General features: G+C 46.7%; 20 protein-coding genes. 11 read left to right on the forward strand and 9 right to left on the reverse strand.

Annotated features, from left to right (window positions below):
- Window positions 1-239: 239 nt before the first annotated feature.
- From trpA to RIE73_RS17710, 4 genes are all read right to left on the reverse strand, one after another.
- Window positions 240-1037, reverse strand: a complete 798-nt coding sequence (gene trpA, locus RIE73_RS17695; RefSeq protein WP_446402428.1) for a tryptophan synthase subunit alpha — start codon at window positions 1035-1037, stop codon at window positions 240-242.
- Window positions 1038-1083: 46 nt separating this feature from the next.
- The gene (locus tag RIE73_RS17700; RefSeq protein ID WP_446402429.1) at window positions 1084-1386 is read right to left on the reverse strand and encodes a DUF3007 family protein; all 303 of its coding nucleotides are present in this window, start codon (window positions 1384-1386) and stop codon (window positions 1084-1086) included.
- A 6-nt stretch (window positions 1387-1392) separates the two neighbouring features.
- Window positions 1393-1605 (reverse strand): NAD(P)H-quinone oxidoreductase subunit L, encoded by a 213-nt coding sequence (gene ndhL / locus RIE73_RS17705; RefSeq protein WP_446402430.1) that lies wholly within the window; start codon window positions 1603-1605, stop codon window positions 1393-1395.
- An 804-nt stretch (window positions 1606-2409) separates the two neighbouring features.
- Window positions 2410-3351 (reverse strand): Hpt domain-containing protein, encoded by a 942-nt coding sequence (locus RIE73_RS17710; protein ID WP_446402453.1) that lies wholly within the window; start codon window positions 3349-3351, stop codon window positions 2410-2412.
- A gap of 165 nt (window positions 3352-3516) precedes the next feature.
- Between RIE73_RS17710 and RIE73_RS17715 the strand changes: the two genes are divergently transcribed.
- Window positions 3517-3711 (forward strand): hypothetical protein, encoded by a 195-nt coding sequence (locus RIE73_RS17715; RefSeq protein ID WP_446402431.1) that lies wholly within the window; start codon window positions 3517-3519, stop codon window positions 3709-3711.
- Here the strand turns inward: RIE73_RS17715 and crtD are convergent.
- Window positions 3655-5187 carry a C-3',4' desaturase CrtD gene (gene crtD / locus RIE73_RS17720; protein WP_446402432.1) on the reverse strand — a complete coding sequence of 511 codons (1533 nt, stop codon included), beginning with the start codon at window positions 5185-5187 and terminating at the stop codon, window positions 3655-3657. The two genes, RIE73_RS17715 and crtD, sit on opposite strands and share 57 nt — an antisense overlap.
- Window positions 5188-5434: 247 nt before the next feature.
- On the opposite strand from crtD, the gene RIE73_RS17725 reads away from it, so the two are divergent.
- A complete protein-coding gene (locus RIE73_RS17725) occupies window positions 5435-5602 on the forward strand; it encodes a hypothetical protein (RefSeq protein WP_446402433.1) in 168 nt (55 codons plus the stop codon).
- A 732-nt stretch (window positions 5603-6334) separates the two neighbouring features.
- On the opposite strand, the gene RIE73_RS17730 is transcribed toward RIE73_RS17725, so the two are convergent.
- The 3 genes from RIE73_RS17730 to RIE73_RS17740 form a co-directional block, all read right to left on the reverse strand.
- Window positions 6335-7669 carry a pentapeptide repeat-containing protein gene (locus tag RIE73_RS17730; RefSeq protein ID WP_446402434.1) on the reverse strand — a complete coding sequence of 445 codons (1335 nt, stop codon included), beginning with the start codon at window positions 7667-7669 and terminating at the stop codon, window positions 6335-6337.
- 372 nt (window positions 7670-8041) lie between these two features.
- Entirely contained in the window at window positions 8042-8983 is a 942-nt protein-coding gene (locus RIE73_RS17735) for a precorrin-6A/cobalt-precorrin-6A reductase (RefSeq protein WP_446402435.1), read from the reverse strand.
- A 3-nt stretch (window positions 8984-8986) separates the two neighbouring features.
- Entirely contained in the window at window positions 8987-9181 is a 195-nt protein-coding gene (locus RIE73_RS17740; protein WP_446402436.1) for a hypothetical protein, read from the reverse strand.
- A 392-nt stretch (window positions 9182-9573) separates the two neighbouring features.
- On the opposite strand from RIE73_RS17740, the gene RIE73_RS17745 reads away from it, so the two are divergent.
- From RIE73_RS17745 to RIE73_RS17760, 4 genes are all read left to right on the forward strand, one after another.
- Window positions 9574-12114 (forward strand): sugar phosphate nucleotidyltransferase, encoded by a 2541-nt coding sequence (locus RIE73_RS17745; RefSeq protein WP_446402437.1) that lies wholly within the window; start codon window positions 9574-9576, stop codon window positions 12112-12114.
- A gap of 324 nt (window positions 12115-12438) precedes the next feature.
- On the forward strand, window positions 12439-13002 hold the full coding sequence (locus tag RIE73_RS17750) for a single-stranded DNA-binding protein (protein ID WP_446402438.1): 564 nt from the start codon (window positions 12439-12441) through the stop codon (window positions 13000-13002).
- Between the two features lie 330 nt (window positions 13003-13332).
- Complete coding sequence (locus tag RIE73_RS17755) at window positions 13333-13536, forward strand: hypothetical protein (RefSeq protein WP_446402439.1); 204 nt, start codon at window positions 13333-13335, stop codon at window positions 13534-13536.
- A 275-nt stretch (window positions 13537-13811) separates the two neighbouring features.
- Window positions 13812-14207 (forward strand): hypothetical protein, encoded by a 396-nt coding sequence (locus tag RIE73_RS17760; RefSeq protein WP_446402440.1) that lies wholly within the window; start codon window positions 13812-13814, stop codon window positions 14205-14207.
- 70 nt (window positions 14208-14277) lie between these two features.
- Here RIE73_RS17760 and RIE73_RS17765 read toward each other — a convergent pair whose 3' ends face one another.
- Entirely contained in the window at window positions 14278-14472 is a 195-nt protein-coding gene (locus RIE73_RS17765) for a hypothetical protein (protein ID WP_006098826.1), read from the reverse strand.
- 606 nt (window positions 14473-15078) lie between these two features.
- Here RIE73_RS17765 and RIE73_RS17770 point away from each other — a divergent pair.
- The 5 genes from RIE73_RS17770 (at window position 15079) to RIE73_RS17790 (ending at window position 22136) form a co-directional block, all read left to right on the forward strand.
- On the forward strand, window positions 15079-15453 hold the full coding sequence (locus RIE73_RS17770; RefSeq protein WP_446402441.1) for an STAS domain-containing protein: 375 nt from the start codon (window positions 15079-15081) through the stop codon (window positions 15451-15453).
- A gap of 254 nt (window positions 15454-15707) precedes the next feature.
- On the forward strand, window positions 15708-18485 hold the full coding sequence (locus RIE73_RS17775; RefSeq protein ID WP_446402442.1) for a TIGR03960 family B12-binding radical SAM protein: 2778 nt from the start codon (window positions 15708-15710) through the stop codon (window positions 18483-18485).
- A 136-nt stretch (window positions 18486-18621) separates the two neighbouring features.
- Entirely contained in the window at window positions 18622-18828 is a 207-nt protein-coding gene (locus RIE73_RS17780) for a hypothetical protein (protein WP_446402443.1), read from the forward strand.
- A gap of 212 nt (window positions 18829-19040) precedes the next feature.
- Window positions 19041-20312 (forward strand): SufS family cysteine desulfurase, encoded by a 1272-nt coding sequence (locus tag RIE73_RS17785; RefSeq protein WP_446402454.1) that lies wholly within the window; start codon window positions 19041-19043, stop codon window positions 20310-20312.
- Window positions 20313-21269: 957 nt separating this feature from the next.
- Window positions 21270-22136, forward strand: coding sequence for a hypothetical protein (locus RIE73_RS17790; protein WP_446402444.1), 867 nt, complete (start codon window positions 21270-21272; stop codon window positions 22134-22136).
- Window positions 22137-22317 lie beyond the last annotated feature (181 nt).

The raw sequence follows: 22317 nt of genomic DNA on the forward strand, positions 1-22317 counted from the left end.
AAAAGTAGCCAGGAAGTTAGGTATTGACCTAAACCGACTGGGTAGACGGTCTTTGACAACCGTAGCGAGAGTTAGATTGTGGAAGTTGCCACAACTTAACTCTGTCCGCAGAATCCCTCACTTTCAGTGAGGGAGCGTCAAACTGATAGATGGCGAAGGAATTATTCAGTGTTGTTCAGCTTTGCCCATCTTCTATAAAATAAGCTGGCTCAACAACAGTGCAAAATCTGAAAAGAAAGTTAATCTCTAATCGCTGACTTGAGGGATTGACAAAACTCCTCAATCGCTTTTAATCCTTCAGTCGGGGTTCCTTCAGCTAAACGCTTCACAAACGCACTCCCCACAATTACTGCATCTGCACCCCACTGTTTTACCTGTCGTGCTTGTTCGGGTTGAGAGATACCAAAACCGACTCCGATGGGTTTGTCTGTTACCGCCCGCATTTCCTCGAGTAAATCGGGGATACGAGATGCGACTTGCTTTCTCATCCCGGTGACGCCTGTGACGCTGACGAGGTAAATGAAGCCCTGGGATTTTTTCGCGATCGCCTCAATTCTGGCTTTCCGACTGGTGGGTGCGACTAATAAAACCACTTCGATGCCAATTTCAGTCGCAGGCTGGATCAGTGATTCGGCTTCCTCTAAGGGTAAATCTGGTACGACTAACCCGGCTATACCAGCAGCAGCAATTTGTTTTAAAAAGACTTCAATCCCCCGATTGAGAATCGGGTTGTAATAGGTAAATAGAATAATCGGTGCGTTTAGATCGGGGGTTACTTCCTGGGCGATCGCCAGGACATCATCCAATCGTACCCCCCGTTTCAAGGCTCGTGTCGCCGCCGCTTGAATCGTCGGACCATCTGCCAGGGGATCGGAATAGGGGACACCTAGCTCTATCATATCTGCCCCTGATTTGTCAAGGACTCGCAACGCTTGAGCCGTGGTAACCAAATCCGGGTCACCTGCTGTGATAAAGGGAATAAAGGCACATTCAGAGCGCTGGCGTAGAGTCTCAAAGCACTGGGAAATTTTGGTCATCGGTTAGGGAACAGGAAACAGGGAACAGGGAACAGGGAATTCCAATTTATTCAGACTCTTGTTCCAATTCGGCTTGTAACTGGGCAAGTTCTTCTGGGGTCATCTCTTCGAGGCGCTTTTGCAAGACAGCATCTTCGTAGTCTTTCAGTTGCTGGTTATAGGTCATTTTGTGAGACCCCACTCGGAACAGATAGGTGAGTACCCAGCCGAGTAAACCGCCGACTAATAGGGCTTGACTCCAAATCCCGGCTTTTACCTCGTCCAAACCAGCAACCTGTAAGAGGAGATACATAATACCACCAGCCGCAAACACGCCGATGGCAATTCCGATCGCATCAATTCGTCGCATTTGTGATTAAGCTTGGATCTGACGCTTTTTGGGACGGAAGTTCAGGAAGGGACTAAACAGGATTAATCCAGGGAAGAAGAAGAAGACGAGGAAGTACATAAAGCTACGCTCAAAGGAGCTAGCCACATACCAGCGCTGTTTGAGGTAAAAGTAGGTGAGCAAGGGAACGACAACCAGGTAGAGTCCACCTAAAGCGAGATAAAGTAGTGCAACAATCATAATGTGATGGTCTTATAGCGGCAACAGGTCTGTAAAATACAGGCGATCGCATAATCAAGAGGTGAATGGTTCCTGGTCAGGCTACCCTAAACCTCCTTGATCGCCCCTACTATCTTACCGTGTTCAGGTTCCTCAAATTTTCTAGTTGCCAATCTGCCCCATTTAATGTTCAAATAGACAAATGCGGAGGTTTTGATGTAAACTTCAATACCGAAGCACAACCCGAAAGGGGGGCGTGGCGGAATGGTAGACGCTACGGACTTAAGTAAATTGAGCCTTGATGGAGAAATCTGTCAAGTGGATGCTCTCAAATTCAGGGAAACCTACGTCTGGACACAGATAAGGCAATCCTGAGCCAAGCCGATAAGAGAGTGCTGAGTTATGGGTTCAACCCAACTAACTCAAAACCAGGCTCACTGGAGCAAAGCGACAGGTCAAAACCATGTCCTAGAGCGAAGCGAAGAATCGGAAGGTGCAGAGACTCGACGGGAGCTACCCTAACGTGAAGCCGAGGGTAAAGGGAGAGTCCAATTCTCAGATGCTAGTGAAGGCAGTAGCGAAAGCTACAGTGAGAATGAAAATCCGTTGACCGTAAAAGGTCGTGAGGGTTCAAGTCCCTCTGCCCCCATCTTAAGCCAATAATTTATCATGCTGATTTATCATGCTGTTAATGACTAAACCATGATTTGCAGGCAATTTCTAGATTTTTCCGGGTTAAATGTATCTGAACGGAGCGATTCGCGGATTGAAGAATGCTGTCCGAGGTTTCGCTTCCGTTCCGTCTGGTTCCAGGTTTGATATCACCTAGGAAGAAGCGCGAGTGGCTTGAACCAGTAATTTGGTCAGTTGAGTGAGTTGTCGTTTATCAAAGGCTTTGACGATCGCTTTAGCCGCTGCTTTGGGTTCTACAGTGATCGTAATCTCTTTACCACCGCCTTTACTGGGGGTAGCTTTTGCCAACTTCTGTAACGCTGGACTTGCCTTGACAGCATTCTCGTTTCCTTGTTGAACTTGATCGCTAGCTTGTTTGAGTTCTTTAATAATCACAGGTGCTAGCGTGTGGAACGAATTTTGGGAATTCGCGATCGCATCCGAGGCATTTTTGACCAAGACTTGCCAGGGTTCAACCGTTTGGGCGAGTTTGGCTAACTTATGGCAATGTTCCTGTAGTTTTTGACGATGGGCGGCTGTTTCGGATTGTTTGAACAGTTGCAACATTTGCTTGAGGATACCTGTCACCTGAGCCGAAAAGTTCTCAGGAACTTGAGCCGCTGCTTTGCCTCCAGCCTTTTCCGCCTTAGCTGGGGCGGCGGTTGGTGATTCACCACCAATCAACCGTTCCAAGTACATCTGCAATTCCTTGAACGTTGGTTCGGCAGCTTGAACCATTTTATCGGCTTCCTCATCCCGGATACCATAGGGTCCTTGGAGTTGTTCGATCAGGTCTTTGAGCGTGTCGTAACCTTGTAAGAATAAACTCTCGACATGGCGATCCAGCTTAACTGGATTTTCTTTAAGAATCTTCAGACAATCCTCTAAGCGGTGGGCAATTTTTTGCAGACTACTAAAGCCTAGCATCGCCGCTCCCCCCTTAACCGAATGAGCCGCCCGAAACATCTCATTGACCATCTCTGGGTCTTGGGCAGTCTCCTGCACGTTCAGTAACCCTTGTTCCAGGGTGTCCAGGTGTTCTTTCGCCTCTTCGATGAAATAACCTAAGATTCGTTGCTGATTCCCCCCATCCACGGCAGTTTTCCCTAATCCAAACAACTATGTATACACAAGACCGACAAGGTTTAAGGTCTCTATCGTCTTGCCAACAGGTTTAATCCCATTGCAGTCTACCAATAAAACTCTTTCTTTAGAGTACCTGAAACTGGGGGAGATGGGGGAGCCATGTAGAGACGTAGCATGCTACGTCTGGGAGCAGGGGAAGCAGGGGGAGATGGGGAAGATGGGGAGATGGGGGAGATGGGGAAGATGGGGAAGTTGGGGGAGATGGGAGACAAAATTTCTATTGCCTATTGCCTATTGCCTATTGCCTATTGCCTATTGCCTATTGCCCAGTGCGAAGCGCTGTATTTGCCGTACCGCCGTAAGTGCTGAGTAGCTGACTCCAGCCGTTCCTTCACCGGGATGGGTGGAATCTCCCACTAACCACAAGTGAGGAATCGGGGTGCGAGTGGCAAAGCCAAACGGACCGAATGTCGGGATTCGCTGACCAATTCCGCCGACGATTCCTTGATCACGTCCGGTGTAATAGGCAAAGGTGCGGGGTGTTGCGGTTTCTTGGTGGATAATCGTTTCAGGGGTTAAGTCAAAATACTCACCTAGCCGCGCGATCGCCTCTTGGGTATACGTTTGTTTAAGGTGGTCATACTCCTGCTTAGACCCTTGCCACCATATCCGGGTATCGGTAAACGAGGAGGCAATAATCGTGGCTTTGCCCTCTGGGGCGCGACCATCACCCGGTTTACTAACCGAGACAAATAGGGAGTTATTTTCGCCAATCTCACCGTCGTAATCGTAGAGAAATTGTAGGTGAGGCGGACAACCTGTTGGAATAGCGTTTTGGTCAACTCCTAGGTACATGACAAAGGCACCCGATGCGGGTGGTAATTTATCGACGCGACGCTGATAACCCTTGGGCGCGTGATTTCCCAGTAACTTGACCAGGTTTTGGGCGGTGACATTTGCCACCACTTCATCGGCTGGTTCTGTCCAAACTTGTCCCGTTTTCTGATTTCTTACCGTTACGCCTGTAACTTTGCCCCCACAAACCTGAATCTGTTCCACAGTATGCCGCATCAGCAGTTTACCCCCCCATTTCTCCAACGCCGCCACTAGGCGATCGCTCAACACTTGCATACTCCCTTTCAGATGAAACAATCCTTGAGGTGCTTGGGAAACGCCCAAGGCAGTCGCAGCATAGAGTAAGGCGGTTTCATCGGCATCGACTTGAGAATACAGCTTCAGTTGTAAATCTAGAAAGGTTCTCAAACGCTGATTGTCATAGAGGCGATAGCCGCGCAAGGCATCCCCCACTGTCATAAACGTAAACGGTAGCGTAATCAGGGTATCGGGGCGCACCGCTGCGGTTAATTGCCACACATCCCAGAGATTTCGTGGCGGTAATACGGGATCACGGGCTTGAAATCTCCAACTGGCATTAAATAGAGTCCTCATCAGTTGCCAGAAGGGTTCACTCCCCGGAAATTGGCGTTGCCGTTCCTTTGCCCATTGTTCTGGGTTACGCCACACGTTAATCGGTTCGGTTTCATCGGGGAGAAATACTGCACAACCGGGATCACAGGGAGTCGCGGCGGGTAAATCAATCTCTAACTCCGCAAAGATTCGCTGATGAATCCCACCGGGTTCTAAACCAGCCACTTGCGTCGCCCCCACATCAAAGGTAAAGCCGCGACGCTTAAATGTGGAGGCACAGCCGCCAGGAACAAAGGCTTGGTCGAGGACTAACACCGAGTAACCCCGACGGGCAAGGAGGGCGCCAGCCGTGAGTCCCCCAATTCCTGCACCAATGACAACAACGCGATGAGTTTGAGGAGTAGAAACGCTGGGCATGAGTATTTTTTACGTATCTTCATATATTGTAATATAGGTAGGGTCTGCTGAATTTTGTGGTGAGGGAAGGGAACAGGGAACAGGGAACAGGGAACAGTAAAGAATGTCCTAACCTGTCTTAGTACCGCTATATTTGGTGGATTAGAATTGTAGGGGCACCATCCTTGCGCCCGGTTTAAACGTCAAATCTATTCCACAATTTTAGCTGTGTCACGCCACTACAATGGTGCCGAAAGTCATAATCGATGTGTCTACTGCTATACATCGGATAATCTTCTTCGGTCAAGATATCCACAAATTCTGCCTCGGTATCTCGATGCAGCACTTGCTCGTGGCGGCGGCGGGGTTTATAGTGAGCGATCGCGACACCCAACATCCGGATAAAAAAGGATTAGCTTGTGGGGAAATTATTTAGTTGTCTGTGTCAATCTGTGTGCTTCACTATTCAGTATTCTATCTGCGCCATCCCCTCTGTGTCATCTGTGTGTTTGTCAATACTTAGTCATGCTTTTTAACATAAGTTTAACAAAATACATGCGTCCAATGGTACATTGGCAGTGAGAGGAAAACCAGCAATTATACAAAGTTTTACGAAAATTCAATGGGTTTAGCTGTGTCTAAATTATTTTTACTTATAAAATACCCACAATAGAGAGTATACCTGAAAATCGCACAATCTGCTCACAATCGCTGCAAACCCTGAAAATTCGTAGCTTTTTCCCAAGACGAGGTAAAAAACGAGCAATTATGACGTTTTGTTGAGACGGGAGTCTGATTGGAAAATTTAAACCTTTCTGGGGGAAAGAATGGTTTAATTTATCAGAACTTGACAAGTTGAGCCGAAATGATGATTGAGTCGCGCTAAAGATATGTTAGTAGCGAAGGATACAAAAAGAACAAAGTGGTATGTCGTGAATCGTCGTTATCGCCAGGAGTGCGATCGCTAGCTGTGCCAGATCGGATGAGACACTTTCAATCCCGTTATTGGGATTGAAACTTGCTAAGTAGTCGGACTGGCATAAAACGGTACTGCATTAAGTGCAAGTAAATCACCCTCAAACCCTTACTGTTCCCTGTTCCCTGATCCTTCCTAATCTCAACCGTTAACTTTAATTGTGTCCACCCACTTATAACAACACCAGAACATTTATTCACAGGATTGTTTTGTCCCATCAGGCATAATCGCATCACAAAGATTGGCTTGGCTAAGATTAGCCCCCTCTAAATTAGCCCCCTCAAGATTTGCCTCTTGGAGATTCGCCTTCTCCAAATTTGCCCCGGCTAAATCAGCGCCACTCAAATCGGCTTGAAACAAAGTTGCTTCCTCAAAATTCGTATCTCGCAGGTCAGAATTATACAGACTAGCACCACTTAGATTCACATTGCGGAAATTGGCTCCACTTAAATCAGCATTAAATAAATTAGCCCCCCGCAATTGGCGTTCCTCAGCCCCTTGATTCACAATTTCCCACACTAGCTGCCATTTCGGATCAAGAGTTGTCTGTTCATTAATTTTTGCCGTTCTCAGGTTAGCCTTTTCTAAATTGGCTCCCGCTAAATTAACATTTCCCAGTTCGGCATTTCTTAAATTGGCATTGCTTAAATTAGCATTACTCAGGTCAGCATAACGCAATTCAGTATTAGTCAACTGCGTTCCTTGCAGATTAGCATGGCGTAAGTTAACAATAAAGAGATACGCTTCGGATAAATCAGCCTTTTCTAAATTCGCATTTTCCAGATTCAACCCTTCTAAATTCGCGCCTGACAAATCCGCCCCCGCCAAGGCTTGTCCAGCAATTCCTTGATTGACTAATTCCCAAACAAATAACCATTTGTCAGCCAGAACCGTTTGACTATTAAATTGGGTGTCTCTTAAATCAGTGCGAAATAACTTGGTATTTTCTAAATTCGCGCCTTTTAGATTTACCCCTCTTAAGGATGTTCCTGCTAAATTCGCCTCACTGAGATTAGCGCCTTCTAGAGATGCATTGGCTAATTTAGCTTGTCTTAAATCCGTTTCCTGTAAATTTGCACGAGTCAGATTGGCATTCTGTAACGAAGCATTCATCAAGTTAGCCTTCTGTAAATCAGCAAACTGTAAGTTGGCATTCTGGAGATTAGCCGCTTCTAAATTCGCCTCTTGTAGATCAACTTTAAGGAGTTTGGCACGAAATAAATTAGCGTTAGATAGTTTAGCATTTCTGAGATCCGCATCCTCTAAGTTTGCCCCGGAAAGTCGGGCGTCTCGTAAGTCAGCTTCTCTTAAATCAGCCTCGACTAGGTTAGCACCTTCAATGTTGAATCCTCTCAGATCCCGCTCCCCTAAACGTACTCCCCGCAAATTACAAGTTGGACATTCTCCTTCCTCTAATAGCTTGTCCACATCTTGTTCTTTGGCGGCTTGCGCGGAATGGCTGAGAGTTAGCAGGACAACTAGGGCGATATTGGTTAAGCTGGTGGCTATACCGAAGGTTTTAATCATGGATAAACGCATAGAAAATTTAGTGTAGATAAGTATTTAGTATAACCTGTATAAATGGTATTGAAAAAAATTATTCAAATTCGTAGGGTGGGTTAGGCGGAATTTAATTGAGGTGATAACTATTTAATGAACTATCCGCCTTAACCCACCGATGTTCGTAGTTTGTAGTAGGGGCTTTAGCCTTAAAAATGTTCAACGGAGGCAATAACCTTAGCGCAATTAAATAAAGGGCGGGTTTTGTTGTTCAGTTATCGGTAATACACTAAATTGAGTCCCTAAACCCGCCCCTACGATAGGTTTATAAATTCTGAATTCAAATTTTTTACATGAGGATTGAAAATGGATGGATATGGAGGGCATCAAACATAATTATCAGGTTGTCAAATATCTCTGGCAAAACGCCAACGCCACGGTGATATCACTGGTTTGCTGGGGATACTCTACCACCGGACGCTCAATCACAATTAAGGGAATGCCCAACTGCGCCGCCACTTGTCGCTTCGTCGCCTCTCCCCCAGCTACTCCAGACGCCTTCGTCACTACCAGAGAAATATCCCAGTGACGCCAGAGTGCCATTTCCAATTCAACGGGTACAGGGGGGCGTAGGGCGATAATGCGATCGCGACTAAATCCTGCTGCTATAGCCGCCTCTAGAGACGTAACTGCTGGAAGAATCCGGGCAAATAGAGTCGATCGCGCTTGCCAGTCTTGAAATAAGGATAAAACTTTATAACCCACTGTCAACAGTACCCGTTGCTGGTTCAAATAGTCACCCGCCACCAAGGTTTCAAAGCTGTCTAAGGTAATTACATCGGGTTCATTATTCGTCTGTAGGGGCGGGTTTAAGGAATTTGGTTTCGCTGTTGATGATAACGTTTCCTCAACACCCGCCTTGACCGATGTGTAGGGGCGGGTTTCACTATTATCATTTGTTGTCACCCTGATGTTACTAAACCCGCCCTGATTTCCCCCATCTCCCTCGTTTCCTTTAACCAGAGGACGTTCAAAACGCAGGTAGGGAATTTGGAAACGTTGTGCCGTCGCGATCGCAAGTCGGGAAATTTCCACCGCATAGGGATGAGAGGCATCGAGTATAGCAGTAATCTGTTGCTGTTGACAAAGCTGCTGGATTTGCTTGGCATCCAAGCGCCCCACTTGCACCTGTAAACTGGGTGTTTGAGGATAAAGTGACTCAGCGGCGGCTGTTGTCACCGTAACCAGACAAGGCAGGTTTAGAGACGCGATCGCCTCTGCTAACTGCACACTCTCACTGGTTCCACCAATCAGCCACAGACGCCCTTGACTCTCCGACAAACCCTATCGACCTTTCAACGCTCTGTTAAAATTTTTCCGATACTGCTTATTTGCCACAATCAAAGCGGGCCACAACAGAGACAAATAAATCCGGTTAGGCAAACTGCGGCTGAAGTTTGTCCGATTGAACCCCGTCCAGAACTTCCAAGCGCCGTAGCCATAAATCCCTAACACCAGAAGCAAAACTAATACTTTCATTCGATATAACCCCCAAGAAACCGAATCAGGGACTGTTTCACACCGACCGCGAAGCCTCAGCCGAGCAAAAGCGAGCCTGCTAATTCACTCATTTTAGACCAACTCCCCCAAAACGTCTCAGGTTCACTTTGGAGGAAGACAAATCATTGAATCAACTGTGATATCTAGCGTTCCGCTTTTGGGCGGCACTATTTCAGTCCTAGGTAGAATTGATCCCGGATACAAGTCAAAGTAGCATATAAGTTCAGTTCCAGTCTATTTATCCATCTATGTATCAGTTGTAGCGTGACTTTGCTAGCTCAGCTTTTCTCATCAGGAACGGTTGAACGAGACAATAAGTAGAAAACTATACGGTTCAAACACCGTGAATCCAAAAAATTTTAGGAGGACTTATGCGAGCAGTGCTGATGGCAGGCGGTTCGGGAACACGTCTGAGACCCCTAACCTGTGATCTACCCAAACCCATGGTGCCGGTACTCAATCGACCGATCGCCGAACACATTATCAACCTACTCAAACGACATAACATCACCGAAGTCATTGCTACACTGTACTACCTCCCCGATGTAATGCGGGATTATTTCCAAGATGGTAGTGACTTTGGCGTGCAAATGACGTATGCCGTGGAAGAAGACCAACCCCTCGGTACTGCCGGTTGCGTGAAAAATATTGCCGAACTCCTCGATGATACCTTCATCGTCATCAGTGGTGACAGCATCACCGACTTCGATTTAAAAGCCGCCGTTGAATTCCACAAAAGTCGTAACTCGAAAGCCACCATTGTTCTCTACCGCGTCCCCAATCCCGTGGAATTCGGCGTAGTGATTACCGATGAGCAAATGCGGATTCGCCGCTTCTTGGAAAAACCCTCAACCAGTGAGATTTTCTCGGATACGGTCAATACAGGCACTTATATCCTAGAACCCTCTGTCCTAGATTACCTGCCCGAAAGCACAGAATCGGACTTTTCTAAAGACCTATTTCCCCTCCTCTTAGACAAAGGGGAACCCATGTATGGCTTTGTCGCGGATGGATATTGGTGTGATGTCGGTCATCTCGATGCTTACCGCGAATCCCACTACGACGCCTTACATCAAAAAGTAGAGATTGACGTTGCTTACGAACAGAAGCGATCCGGACTATGGGTGGGACAAAATACCTCGATTGATCCGACGGTTAAAATCGAAACCCCAGCCCTAATTGGCAGTAATTGTCGCATTGGTCCAGGGGTAAATATTGAAGCCGGAACCGTGATTGGGGATAATGTCACCGTTGGGGCTTACGCTGACCTGAAGCGTCCGATTCTCTGGAATGGTTCGATTATCGGTGATGAAGCCCATCTGCGAGCTTGTGTCATTTCCCGAGGCACCCGGGTGGATCGTCGCGCCCATGTCTTAGAAGGTGCGGTTGTCGGTTCTCTGTCAACGGTGGGAGAAGAAGCGCAAATTAGCCCCAGTGTGCGAGTGTGGCCCAGCAAGAAAATTGAATCGGGTGCGATGTTAAACATGAACCTGATTTGGGGGAGTACAGCCCAACGGAATCTGTTTGGTCAGCGTGGCGTTCAAGGGTTGGCGAATATTGATATTACGCCAGAATTTGCCGTCAAACTGGGTGCGGCTTACGGATCAACCTTAAAACCGGGGTCTCAAGTCACCGTTTCTCGTGACCAGCGCAGTATCTCCCGCATGGTATCGCGATCGCTAATTGCGGGCTTGATGTCGGTGGGGGTTCACGTCCAGAACTTAGAAGCCACAGCCATCCCCATTGCCCGTCTGGTTGTACCCACCCTAGCCGTTGCTGGGGGGATTCATGTCCGAGTACACCCCGATCGCCCCGACTATATTCTGATCGAGATTTTTGATTCCCACGGCATCAATATCTCCAAAGCCAAGGAAAAGAAAATTGAAGGGGCTTACTTTAAAGAGGACTTGCGCCGATCCCCGATTCCAGAAATTGGCAATGTCAACTACCCCAGTCAGTTACTCGATCTCTATAGCGTCGGCTTTGAGCGGTATTTAAATGTGCAAGCGATTCGCAATAGTGGCGCGAAATTAGTGATTGATTATGCCTATGCAGTCTCTGGGGCGGTTCTCCCCGTCTTGTTGGCGAAATTCGGCTGTGATGCGGTTGTCCTCAATGCCAGCTTACATCAAATGTCCCTATCCGCCGATGAACGAGAAGGATTGCTTACCCAACTCGGTCAGGTGGTGGAAGCCTTAAAGGGCAATTTTGGTGTGCAGGTGTCCGCGAATGGGGAACAACTGATCTTGGTGGATGAATCCGGAATGCCTGTGCGCGGGGAAACCCTAACCGCGCTGATGGTTAGCGTAATGCTAACAGCTCATCCGCGCAGTACGGTAGTGGTGCCGGTGCATACCTCCAGTGCGGTCGAACAAATCGCCCGTCGTCATGATGGTCGAGTAATTCGCACCAAAGCCAATCCAGCGGCGTTGATGGAAGCGTCTCAAACCAATCCTAATGTGGTGTTAGGCGGTTCTGAGGAAATGGGCTTCATTTTCCCCCAACTCCATCCCGGATTTGATGCCATGTTCTGCATCGCCAAGTTAATTGAGATGCTGACGATTCAAGAGCGATCCTTAGGTCAGATCAAGAGCGAACTGCCTCGGGTTTGCCATAAAACCTATACGATGCGCTGTCCTTGGACGGTGAAAGGGGCATTAATGCGCCACTTGGTCGAAACCCACGCCAATGAGGACTTAGAACTCATTGATGGGGTTAAGATAGTGGATCAGCACACAGACAGTTGGGTGTTGATTTTGCCGGATGCGGGAGAACCCCTAGTCCATGTCTTTGCCAACAGCGATGACCGGAATTGGGTTGATGAAAATCTGAGAAAATATCGCACCTATGTGCAAGAGTTCATTGAACAGGAACAAGGGTTAGAATTGCCCAAAGCTGAATCGACTGTCTAAGATGAGGGAACATGTAGAGACGTAGCATGCTACGTCTCTACAGTTAGCGCGTTGGGTCAAAACTTTCTGTCTTCTCCCTCCTGACAATATAGTACTTTTGTTCTAAATTAAAGAAGGAAGCCGTTGAGTTATAGCAACGGACTCCTTTTTCGTTGGTCAACGTCTGCTGGGTAAGGAGTCAATCGCTCCGATCAGAGTGATGATAGAATGGGCGAATATGGTTGTTTAAATGACCAATTGTCCTAAACGTAAGCGCGACTCAACTAGCAGTCACGGTCAATCAGCGACTAGACCGATTACCCAAAGCGCCAGGAGATATGAACGATGAATAGCTGCGTCTTAATGGCACAAATTATTCAAGATCCAGAACTGCGTTACACCTCAGATAATCAAACCCCGATTGCCCAAATGCTGGTACAGTTTCCCAGTATGCGCTCTGATGATCCACCTGCAACACTCAAAGTCGTCGGTTGGGGCAATTTGGCTCAAGAAATCAAGGAAAACTATAGAGTTGGTGATCGGGTAGTCCTAGAAGGGCGTCTGAGTATGAATACGATTGAACGCCCCGAAGGATTTAAAGAAAAACGGGCGGAATTAACCACTTATCGAGTTCATCGACTCGGTGCAAATACGGACATGGGTTTACCAACCACTACCGTTTCCCCAACGATGCAGGCGACAATCCCATCATCACCCCAGTCTAACGAGAATGTGGTTCCCATGCGATCGCGTCCCGCCCCTCCCAAGCCAGCACCTGTATCCGCACCGAGAGATCAGGGATATGATTATTCCTCGCCCATTGATCAGCCGAGTTATGAACCCTCTCCAGTGCCAAATGTCCCCCCGGTTCCCGATACCCAGAAAGATTTAGATGATATTCCGTTTTAAAGATAATTGGCACTACGAGGTACGGAAAGGACATCAGTTGATCCCAAAAGGGAACAGGGAACAGGGAACAGGGAACAGGGAACAGAAAAAAATATCCGAACCTGTCTTGGTACTGCTATATTTAACTGCCAATGTTGCGGTACTGATGATCGAATCTGGCAAAATTTGCTATAATTTCCAAAACTAATCTGAATGATTAGTTTTAATAATAGTGTTGGTTAATTTGTCAGATAGGATAGAATTGTGTTTCAAGTTCTCTACCCCCTCATTCAGGCGATTCAGCCTTTCCTCATACCCTTGTGCTTTTGTCTAGCGTGGACAATAGTAATCATGAGCCTACTAACAGTCGGGTTGGCGATTAAAGACGGTGTGGCAAATGCTAAGCGTATGCATCAAATCCCTTGTAGCCACTGTCAATTTTTTACCAACGATTATCGTCTCAAATGTACCATTCATCCGTCTGTTGCCAATTCGGAACAAGCGATTAATTGTCGAGACTATTGTCCAGCTAATCAGAGTATAACGCTGAATTAGCCCAAGGTTGTGGACGTGCCTTATAGCAAAAGGCAGAAGGCAGAAGGCAGAAGGCAGAAGGCAGAAGGCAGAAGAAGGCTCCAAGGGAAGAGATTGACTGGTCAAGGTTTGGCGCATTTTGCTGTGCCCTAATCGCCTTGGCGACTGCTATATAATAAAATCATTCTAAAATGCTGTAATCCTTGTTAGTATTGGATGACGGCAAATACTTAAGGTTATCCCCTCAGATTGAGATTCAACCGAGGGGTGGTTTTAATCAAAAATATTGTAACAAAATGAGCATTATCCAGACTCACCAGATCGTTTGTTTAGAACACGCAACACGCCACTTATACGCTGAAGTGATTGAAGTTGTTGAATGGCGGCAGATTTGCTGGTTGCGCCCTTTGATGCTAGCCGTAACCTCAAGCGAGAATGAAGACATAACCTCGGTTCTCCCTCAATCTCTCAGATTGTATGATTTGCGTCAAGGACCTGACATACTGTGGCCCACAAAGTTTTTACGACTGGTTTGGGATACGGAGGTCATTCCTCTATTAGCGCAACTGGAAGACTTACGTCGCTACCCAAAAGATAATTCTGATACTCGCCATCAACTTGCTGATTTCATTGCTGAAGTTTGGCAAACCTATCCTCAGGAGTTTGAGTCATCCCTGAAATCAACTCTATAGGGTAATCTAAAACTGGCTTTTGGCACTGACAAAAATTTCCCGTCTAGCTAGTGATGATTAACGTAACGCTCTAAACACTAGGAACTAACCGGATTCTCCCCGCATCCATCTCAGCCATTAATAATTCCAGGGCTTCGTAATCAGCATCGGAAATATATCCTAAGCGAGTTAATTCGTAGTTAATTTCATTCTCTATATCAGGAGTTAGTTGCCTGATATAAAGCGCTCTTTCAACCAAATGGCGGATAACGTAGGTAGTTTTCACTCTCTTATTGCACAGAATTCCATACTAGATCAATTCTCTGGGGAATTACTAGATGAGAGCGTGATTTTCATCATTTTTTCTTGTGATCTATATCACTGTTACTTAGCAGAAAATCGTTTAGTGAATTGACTTGATAACTAAGTAGACGGTTGGCTTAAGCCGCCGCAAAAGGAACAATTTAAACAGTTTATCGCAGATCAGTCCTTCCTGGGTAATCAATTAGCGTATTTGATTATACAAAAAATTGTTAAAGAAGTAGAATAAATGCTAAAAAATGATTCATTTTATTCTCTACCTGAAGGAAGATGCCACAGATAGGCTATTAATTATAGATATAAAGCAACTGGTATTAAGGATAAACATTTCGTGAAGCAGAAATTTTGGGATATGACTTTTGGTTAAGTGTTCATTATTCAGTATATTCGGCTACAATTTTTAATCGTTGTTTACAGAACACTAAACAACTGAAGCAAGTAAACCCCCCCCGCCAGAAAACCTTAACCCGTTGTTAATGAAAAATTGTAGCAACTTGGAGAATTGACGCGCTATCTTTAGGTGGATTCTCTAATCCAATGTCTTAACCTATACAACTCTGAGGAGTGAGCTATGGCAATCGCAACTTTAAACTCCAAATTATCAATCGTTAGACCAACGGGTCAGGTTAATGCCTCCAATGCGGTTGAATTGGATCACCAACTGAAATCGGCTATTTTGTCGGATCGCGATGCGACAGTGCTGGTGGATATGCAGCAGGTAGAAACCCTTGACAGTGCTGGCTTGGGTGTATTGGTATCAGCGTTGCGTTTAGCGCAACAGCGAAACCAGCGCTTTAGCCTTTGCGGTATTGGGAATTCGGTGCGGATGATTTTTGAGCTAACTCAACTGGATCGAGCTATGGAAATCTTTGAAAGCGATGATGCTTTCTTGGCAACCTTGGCAGCTAAAGAGGAACGCCTAAGCCGGACAAGGGCGTATGCTTGATCCCCCTGGCGTTCGCTAACTCAAAGGTTCAGTAGTGTACTCTGATAACTCGGTAAAAGAGATGACCCCGATATCGAGAAACTAGAACACTATCATAAAGTAGGTGAATTGTACACTCCCCTGACGGATTCATTGGTTTTTCCTGGAGACAGTCACAGGATTGTTTAGTGGCTATTGGGCATTATTGCTAGTCTTCTGTAAGATGGATGAGTTGTAAGGGTTAACCGCACTCGATGCAGAGGGGCAAGGTTGTCATGACGATCGCACCAGAGAAACTACTGACTAAAGACATCATCAAACCAGCCCGCTACCTGGGAAATGAGTTAGGCGCTGTCCATAAACCCTGGGACGCCGCTGAGGTGCGCTGGGTATTAACCTACCCAGAAGTCTATGAAGTGGGTGCATCTAATTTAGGGCATATTATTCTTTACAACATCCTAAACACTCAACCTCGACAACTTTGCGATCGCGCGTATTTACCCGCATCGGATTTAGCCGCGAAATTGCGGGACACTCAAACCCCTTTATTTACAGTCGAAAATCGGCGATCGCTCACAGATTTTGATATCCTGGGATTCAGCCTCAGCTACGAACTTGGGGCAACCAATATCCTGGAAATGCTTTCCTTAGCCCAGATTCCCCTCACTTGGCAAGAACGGGCAAATCACCCGATTACCGAAATTCCCCTCATTTTTGCTGGCGGACAAACCGCGACATCCAACCCAGAACCCTACGCCGACTTTTTAGACGTTGTGGCGCTAGGGGATGGGGAAGAAGTTCTCCCGGAAATGGGTTTAGTCATCGAAGAAGCCAAAGCCGCCGGATTAACTCGCACTGAATTACTCTTAGACTTGGCGCAGATTCCGGGGGTTTATGTGCCACAATTTTACGACATGGCAGAGGATGGTTCAGTTCATCCCAATCGCCCGGATGTGCCAGCGCGGATTTTGCGGCGAGTCGCTACACCAATCCCGGAGTATTCTATTGGACTCGTACCCTATATCGAAACCGTGCATGATCGACTGACGATTGAAGTTCGACGCGGTTGTACCAGGGGTTGTCGTTTTTGTCAACCGGGAATGTTAACCCGTCCCGCCAGGGATGTGGAACCGGAGAAAGTCGTGGATGCGATCGCAAAGGGAATGGGGGCGACGGGATATAATGAGTTTTCCCTGCTTTCTCTTTCCTGTTCCGATTACCTATCCCTACCCGCCGTGGGATTGGAGGTAAAGAATCGTCTCAAAAATGAGAATATTTCCCTGTCTCTCCCCAGCCAACGGGTGGATCGGTTTGATCAGAATATTGCCAATATTATCGGCGGTACGCGCAAAAGCGGGTTAACCTTCGCCCCAGAAGCCGGAACCCAGCGGATGCGGGATATTGTGAATAAGGGATTGACGAATGAAGAATTGCTGCGGGGTGTTAAAACAGCGTTTGAGCAAGGGTGGGATAAAGTTAAACTCTACTTTATGATTGGCTTACCCGGTGAAACCGATGCCGATGTGATCGGGATTGCGGAAACGGTGAGGTGGTTGCAGCAGGAATGTCGGGCATCGGGGCGGAAACGGTTTGGCTTTAATATCACGATTTCTAACTTTACGCCTAAGCCGCATACACCATTCCAGTGGCATTCGGTGTCTACGTCCGAGTTTATCCGTAAACAGGAATTATTACGCGATGCTTTTCGCCGGATTAAGGGTGTGAAGGTAAACTACACCGATGTGCGAATTTCGGCAATGGAAGACTTTGTCGGGCGGGGTGACAGACGCTTAGGGGCGGTGGTGCGTCGCGCCTGGGAATTGGGTGCGGGAATGGATGCCTGGTGGGAAAGTTTAGATCAAGCGTTTGCGGCTTGGGAAGGTGCGATCGCCGAATCTGATCTTACCTGGAAATATCGCCAAATCGAAAACGGCGAATGGAACGTGTTTGACAATGCAACCATCAGTCAGGGCGGGTTTAGTCACATCGGGGTGAAGCAAGACACGATAGACGTGAAAAGAGCCCCTACAAACCCGGTGTCATATTCGGGAAGCGAAGGATCAAAACTCTTGCACTTAGACGGGGCGGGTTTAGTTGCATCTGGGTATAAAGCAAAGGATAGTAGTGAAACCCGCCCCTACACCCTTTCCCCCTTACCCTGGGATCATATTGATACCGGGATTGATAAAAATTGGTTGATTGAAGACTTACAACGCGCCCTCGATGCGGCGACTGTACCCGATTGTGCCTTTGAGGGCTGTTCTCACTGTGGGATTTGTGGCACGGATTTTGGTCATAATATTGTCTTTGAACCGCCGCAAATTCCCGAATTTACAGGTCATTTTAAGCCCAATCAACACAAAGCGCAGCGGTTGCGGGTGTGGTACGGTAAGGTGGGCGAAATGACATTAGTCAGTCATTTGGATTTAGTCCGGTTGTTTGACCGTGCCGTGAGACGGGCATCGTTACCGATTACCTTTAGTGGGGGATATCATCCTGGACCGAGGATTATGATCGCGAATGCCTTGTCATTGGGGATGTCGAGTAGTGGTGAGATTGCCGACTTCGAGTTAACCGAGTCAATGGATGTGGCGGAGTTCCAGCAACGGTTAGCGGATCAGCTTCCGCCGGATATCCCGGTGTATCAGGTTGAAGAAGCGGATTTAAAGGTGCCAGCGACAACCCGACTCTTAGAGAAAGCGGAGTATCGGCTTGAAGTGTTAAGCGAAGCGGGATCAGCGTCGTGGGAACAGTGGCAAGATTGGGTTGATCAGGTAAACCAAGCTGAGGCGATTTGGCTAGAGAAGCGCACCAAGTCGGGGAAAAAGAAGTCGGTGAATTTGCGCGATCGCACCTTTGAGTTAGAACTGATAGAGGTGAAAACAGACGCCCCGTCTCAACCTGCCGTACTACGTTATATTGGCAGTTGTCGGAATGACGGCACGCTGCTGCGACCTGAAGATATCATCTATATGCTAGAGCAGGTAGGGCAACAGGACTTTCAGTTATTGCACAGTCATCGACAACAGCTCATTTTAGGTGAGGCGATTTAACTTAGGATGAATGGCACTGACTTAAAGCCCCGACTTCTCCAAGAAGTCGGGGATCTAAACTAACTCATTCTCAGGATAGACGAGAAACTAACTTCCGCTAGATAGCCTATAGGCATTGAGTGCTAGAGATGAACTGATGAAACCCCCTAAATCCTACAATACCAGACCTGCCGACTTAGAAACACCCGGAGATATTGAGCAGCCCGATACATCGGGAGAAGAACCCAACCAGGCTGCTACCAATACCCCAAAGAATCAGACTGATGCCGACATTTTACGAGAACGGGCGATCTCGGATGCACAAGCCAGAGATGACTTGCAAGCGAAGCAAGACGATCAGTAAGTGAGAAAAAAGCATTTGTAAGGGTTTGAGGCTGGTTAAGGTTGTTCGGCATTTAGATTGGGATACCTCAGAAGGCAACAGGCAACAGGGAATCTTGGCTATTTTTCTGAGAAAATGATACTTAATTTATCATTTTTTCCCTTGGATTTCATGGCAATCAATATGAAAATTGATCTGGAACAATCTACAGACAATTTTCAATCTGGATGACTATGATACTTGCCACAGAACCACATCTTGCCGCCAAAGTTCGGGCTGACTTCCCGATTTTGCAAGATAAGATTAACGGTAAACCTTTAGTATACCTGGATAATGCCTCAACCTCCCAAAAACCTTTACAAGTTCTTAAGACTTGGCAGAACTACTATGAGCATACGAACGCCAACGCTCACCGAGGCATTCATACCCTAAGTTCCCAAGCCACCGAAGCCTACGAAAACGCTCGGCAGAAAATTGCCACATTTGTTAATGCCACATCTGCCCAAGAAATCATCTATACCCGCAACGCCACAGAAGGAATTAATTTAGTCGCCTCCACTTGGGGAGGGAAAAACTTACAACCTGGGGATGAAATCATTCTCTCAGTCATGGAACACCACAGCAATCTGATCCCGTGGCAACAGATTGCCCAACGCACGGGTGCTGTGTTAAGATTTGTCGAATTGACCGATACTCAAGAATTTAACCTAGACCAGTTTAAAACTCTACTCTCCAATCGCACGAAACTGGTATCCATTGTTCATGTTTCTAACACGTTAGGCTGTATAAATCCAATCCAAGACATTACCACACTGGCGCATCACTATGGCGCAAAAGTATTAATTGATGCTTGTCAAAGTACACCCCACCTAAAACTTGACGTACAAGCGATTGATTGCGATTGGTTAGCGGCGTCAGGACACAAAATGTGCGCTCCCACAGGGATTGGTTTCCTGTATGGGAAATTAGACGTACTCAGAGAAATGCCGCCATTTTTAGGGGGCGGGAAGATGATAGCTGAGGTTTTTTTAGATCATGCCACATACGCCGATATCCCCTACCGTTTTGAAGCCGGAACTCCCGCCACGGGGGAAGCGATCGCGCTGGGTGCCGCCGTGGATTACCTCACCGCTATTGGGATGGACAAAATCCAGGCGTATGAACATGAACTGACTGCCTATTTGTTTGAGCAGTTAAACACGATTCCCAGTCTGACAATTTATGGTCCTAAACCCAAAACCGACGGGAGTGGTAGAGCCGCGTTAGCCTCATTTACCTGCGGCACGATCAACCCTTATCAGTTAGCGCAAGTGTTGGATCAGGCGGGCATTGCGATTCGGGCGGGTCAATATTGTACCCAACCCTTGCACCGGATTTTAGGTGTTCCTTGCACGGCTCGCGTGAGTCCCTATTTCTACAATACTCGCGAGGAAATTGATACCTTGATCAGTGCTTTAAAGGAGGCGATTCCCTTTGTAGTAGCGCTTCAATGTCAGGCAACGTAAAGAATAAATCATCGGGTTATCGGTATTTGTCCCAATTGCAGCCGATCTGAATTTTCAGGTGGAGAATGGTTTAAATTTAATAAAACTATGGGACAGATTAGCATGACAGATTCTACCTTAGACTGCGACTTGGTATTAATCAACTATCCAACCTAACCCACCAATGTTCGTAGTTTGTAGTAAGCCATTAAATAAAGGGCGGGTTTTGTTGTTCAGTTATCGTTAATCTACCCAATTGAGTCCCTAAACCCGCCCCTACAATGGATTAATATTATTTTGACATTCTGGTTTAAAAGGGTTGAAACTGTTGCCTGTTTCTTGTTCCCTGTTACCTCTCCCCACCACAAGACTTATTCAACAGACCCTAAATATTGGGGAAATATGGGATAATTATCAAGTGCGATCGCGTAATCGTTTTTGTTCTCCTCACCGCTCATCACCATTCAATTGCAGCCATTTTACCGTTGTCCGTATTTCCGGTGTTAATCCATCAATTATCATAGTTTTCCATTACGAATGAAGAGAACCTAATTCTGTACTGTTTTCCCCCTTTTCTTCTTTCCTTCCTTGTCCTCCTTGTCTTGTCCCCACCATAAAATAAAAAACCTACACCTGTCAGTTGGGGGTGAGGGGGTTGTATTTATAAATCTATTGTAGGGGCGGGTTTAGGGATTCAATGGGGTGGGTTAACGATAACTGAACAACAAAACCCGCCCTTTATTTAATGGCTTACTACAAACTACAAACTACAAACTTTAAAAAATTCCCCACCTGAACATCGGTGGGTTAGGTTGGACAGCTCATTGAATGGTTAACGCCTCTATTAAGTCCCGCCTAACCCACCCTACGTTTTTGAGTCAAACTGTTTCCCTTTGCCTTTTTTTTGAGAGAAAAGGGTGTTTATTTCGTTTATTTTGTTATATTATTATCACAAATACATAAATTCCCTAAAATATTATGAGACATCTACCGCCTCAATTCGATACCTGCTACACCGCTGAAACCAATGACCAGCAAGGGTTAGAGGATGTTGGCGTTACCCAACTCCTCTCCCATCTCAAGCATTACAGCGACATTGACTTCGATGCATCCCAAATGCATCTAACCGATGCTGAAGTCAACATCCTCGCCAAGCTGTTTATTCAGCAGTTGACTCAAAGCCTCAACGGTAAACTCATCGCTGGCGCATTAAATACCCTGCGTCATGGTAAAGAGATGGAGGAGATGAGGGAGATGACTCCACACTCAGTCGGGGCGGGTTTAGTCACCTCTGGGGAAACAAGAAACGATAGTTGTGAAACCCGCCCCTACACAAGACTTAACACTTTTCCTACCCCTCGCTATACAGAAGGCGATCGCGTTCAATGGAAAACCCCAAATCCTGACTGGGGTGTGATTCTGGGACGCTTCTATGAATACAATCACGATTGCAATCAGTGGACGGTATGCTACCTGATTCAACTCGCCCCCGATTCGCCGAGTGCAGCTTGGATCACCGCAGATATGGCTTGGGAAGAAGACTTGGAAAAAATGCCCGATCCCGTTGAACCAACAGAAGAGAATGGCAATTCATACCGTTATCCCACCCAGTCTCGCCGTGCGATCGCGTCCCAATCTCTGCATAGTCCCAGGGGACGCTACAATACCCAATATCCACACCAGCCTCGCCCGATTACTCAACGTGAACAATACATCATTGACCTTTACTGTTACTGTCAATTCGCGATGACGCCACGGGACTTTTATGCCAAATGGGATGTCACCTATGAACAAATTTCTCATAGAGAGCGATCGCTCTCTAGGAACCGTACAGTGTTGGTTTAACCTAGGTCAAGGACATCGCCCTCCTAAACCCGCTGATTTGCGCCATTTGGCAATTATGGATTTTTTGTTAGAGTATTTTGAAGAGATTCCCAAAAAACTTAGAACTATCCTTTGTTCTCCATAATCGGTGGGTATTTGTGGGGGCGCACATCAGTGCGCCCTAACCGCAACCAATAACCGG

It is taken from the genome of Coleofasciculus sp. C1-SOL-03, from assembly GCF_040220555.1.
Taxonomy (GTDB): domain Bacteria; phylum Cyanobacteriota; class Cyanobacteriia; order Cyanobacteriales; family Coleofasciculaceae; genus Coleofasciculus.

Excerpts from the sequence above, each read along its gene's own strand:
- trpA (WP_446402428.1), bottom strand. The coding sequence starts at position 1,037 with ATGACCAAAATTTCCCAGTGCTTTGAGACTCTACGCCAGCGCTCTGAA.
- RIE73_RS17700 (WP_446402429.1), bottom strand. The coding sequence starts at position 1,386 with ATGCGACGAATTGATGCGATCGGAATTGCCATCGGCGTGTTTGCGGCT.
- ndhL (WP_446402430.1), bottom strand. The coding sequence starts at position 1,605 with ATGATTGTTGCACTACTTTATCTCGCTTTAGGTGGACTCTACCTGGTT.
- RIE73_RS17715 (WP_446402431.1), top strand. The coding sequence starts at position 3,517 with ATGCTACGTCTGGGAGCAGGGGAAGCAGGGGGAGATGGGGAAGATGGG.
- crtD (WP_446402432.1), bottom strand. The coding sequence starts at position 5,187 with ATGCCCAGCGTTTCTACTCCTCAAACTCATCGCGTTGTTGTCATTGGT.
- RIE73_RS17730 (WP_446402434.1), bottom strand. The coding sequence starts at position 7,669 with ATGATTAAAACCTTCGGTATAGCCACCAGCTTAACCAATATCGCCCTA.
- RIE73_RS17740 (WP_446402436.1), bottom strand. The coding sequence starts at position 9,181 with ATGAAAGTATTAGTTTTGCTTCTGGTGTTAGGGATTTATGGCTACGGC.
- RIE73_RS17745 (WP_446402437.1), top strand. The coding sequence starts at position 9,574 with ATGCGAGCAGTGCTGATGGCAGGCGGTTCGGGAACACGTCTGAGACCC.
- RIE73_RS17750 (WP_446402438.1), top strand. The coding sequence starts at position 12,439 with ATGAATAGCTGCGTCTTAATGGCACAAATTATTCAAGATCCAGAACTG.
- RIE73_RS17755 (WP_446402439.1), top strand. The coding sequence starts at position 13,333 with ATGAGCCTACTAACAGTCGGGTTGGCGATTAAAGACGGTGTGGCAAAT.
- RIE73_RS17760 (WP_446402440.1), top strand. The coding sequence starts at position 13,812 with ATGAGCATTATCCAGACTCACCAGATCGTTTGTTTAGAACACGCAACA.
- RIE73_RS17770 (WP_446402441.1), top strand. The coding sequence starts at position 15,079 with ATGGCAATCGCAACTTTAAACTCCAAATTATCAATCGTTAGACCAACG.
- RIE73_RS17775 (WP_446402442.1), top strand. The coding sequence starts at position 15,708 with ATGACGATCGCACCAGAGAAACTACTGACTAAAGACATCATCAAACCA.
- RIE73_RS17780 (WP_446402443.1), top strand. The coding sequence starts at position 18,622 with ATGAAACCCCCTAAATCCTACAATACCAGACCTGCCGACTTAGAAACA.
- RIE73_RS17785 (WP_446402454.1), top strand. The coding sequence starts at position 19,041 with ATGATACTTGCCACAGAACCACATCTTGCCGCCAAAGTTCGGGCTGAC.
- RIE73_RS17790 (WP_446402444.1), top strand. The coding sequence starts at position 21,270 with ATGAGACATCTACCGCCTCAATTCGATACCTGCTACACCGCTGAAACC.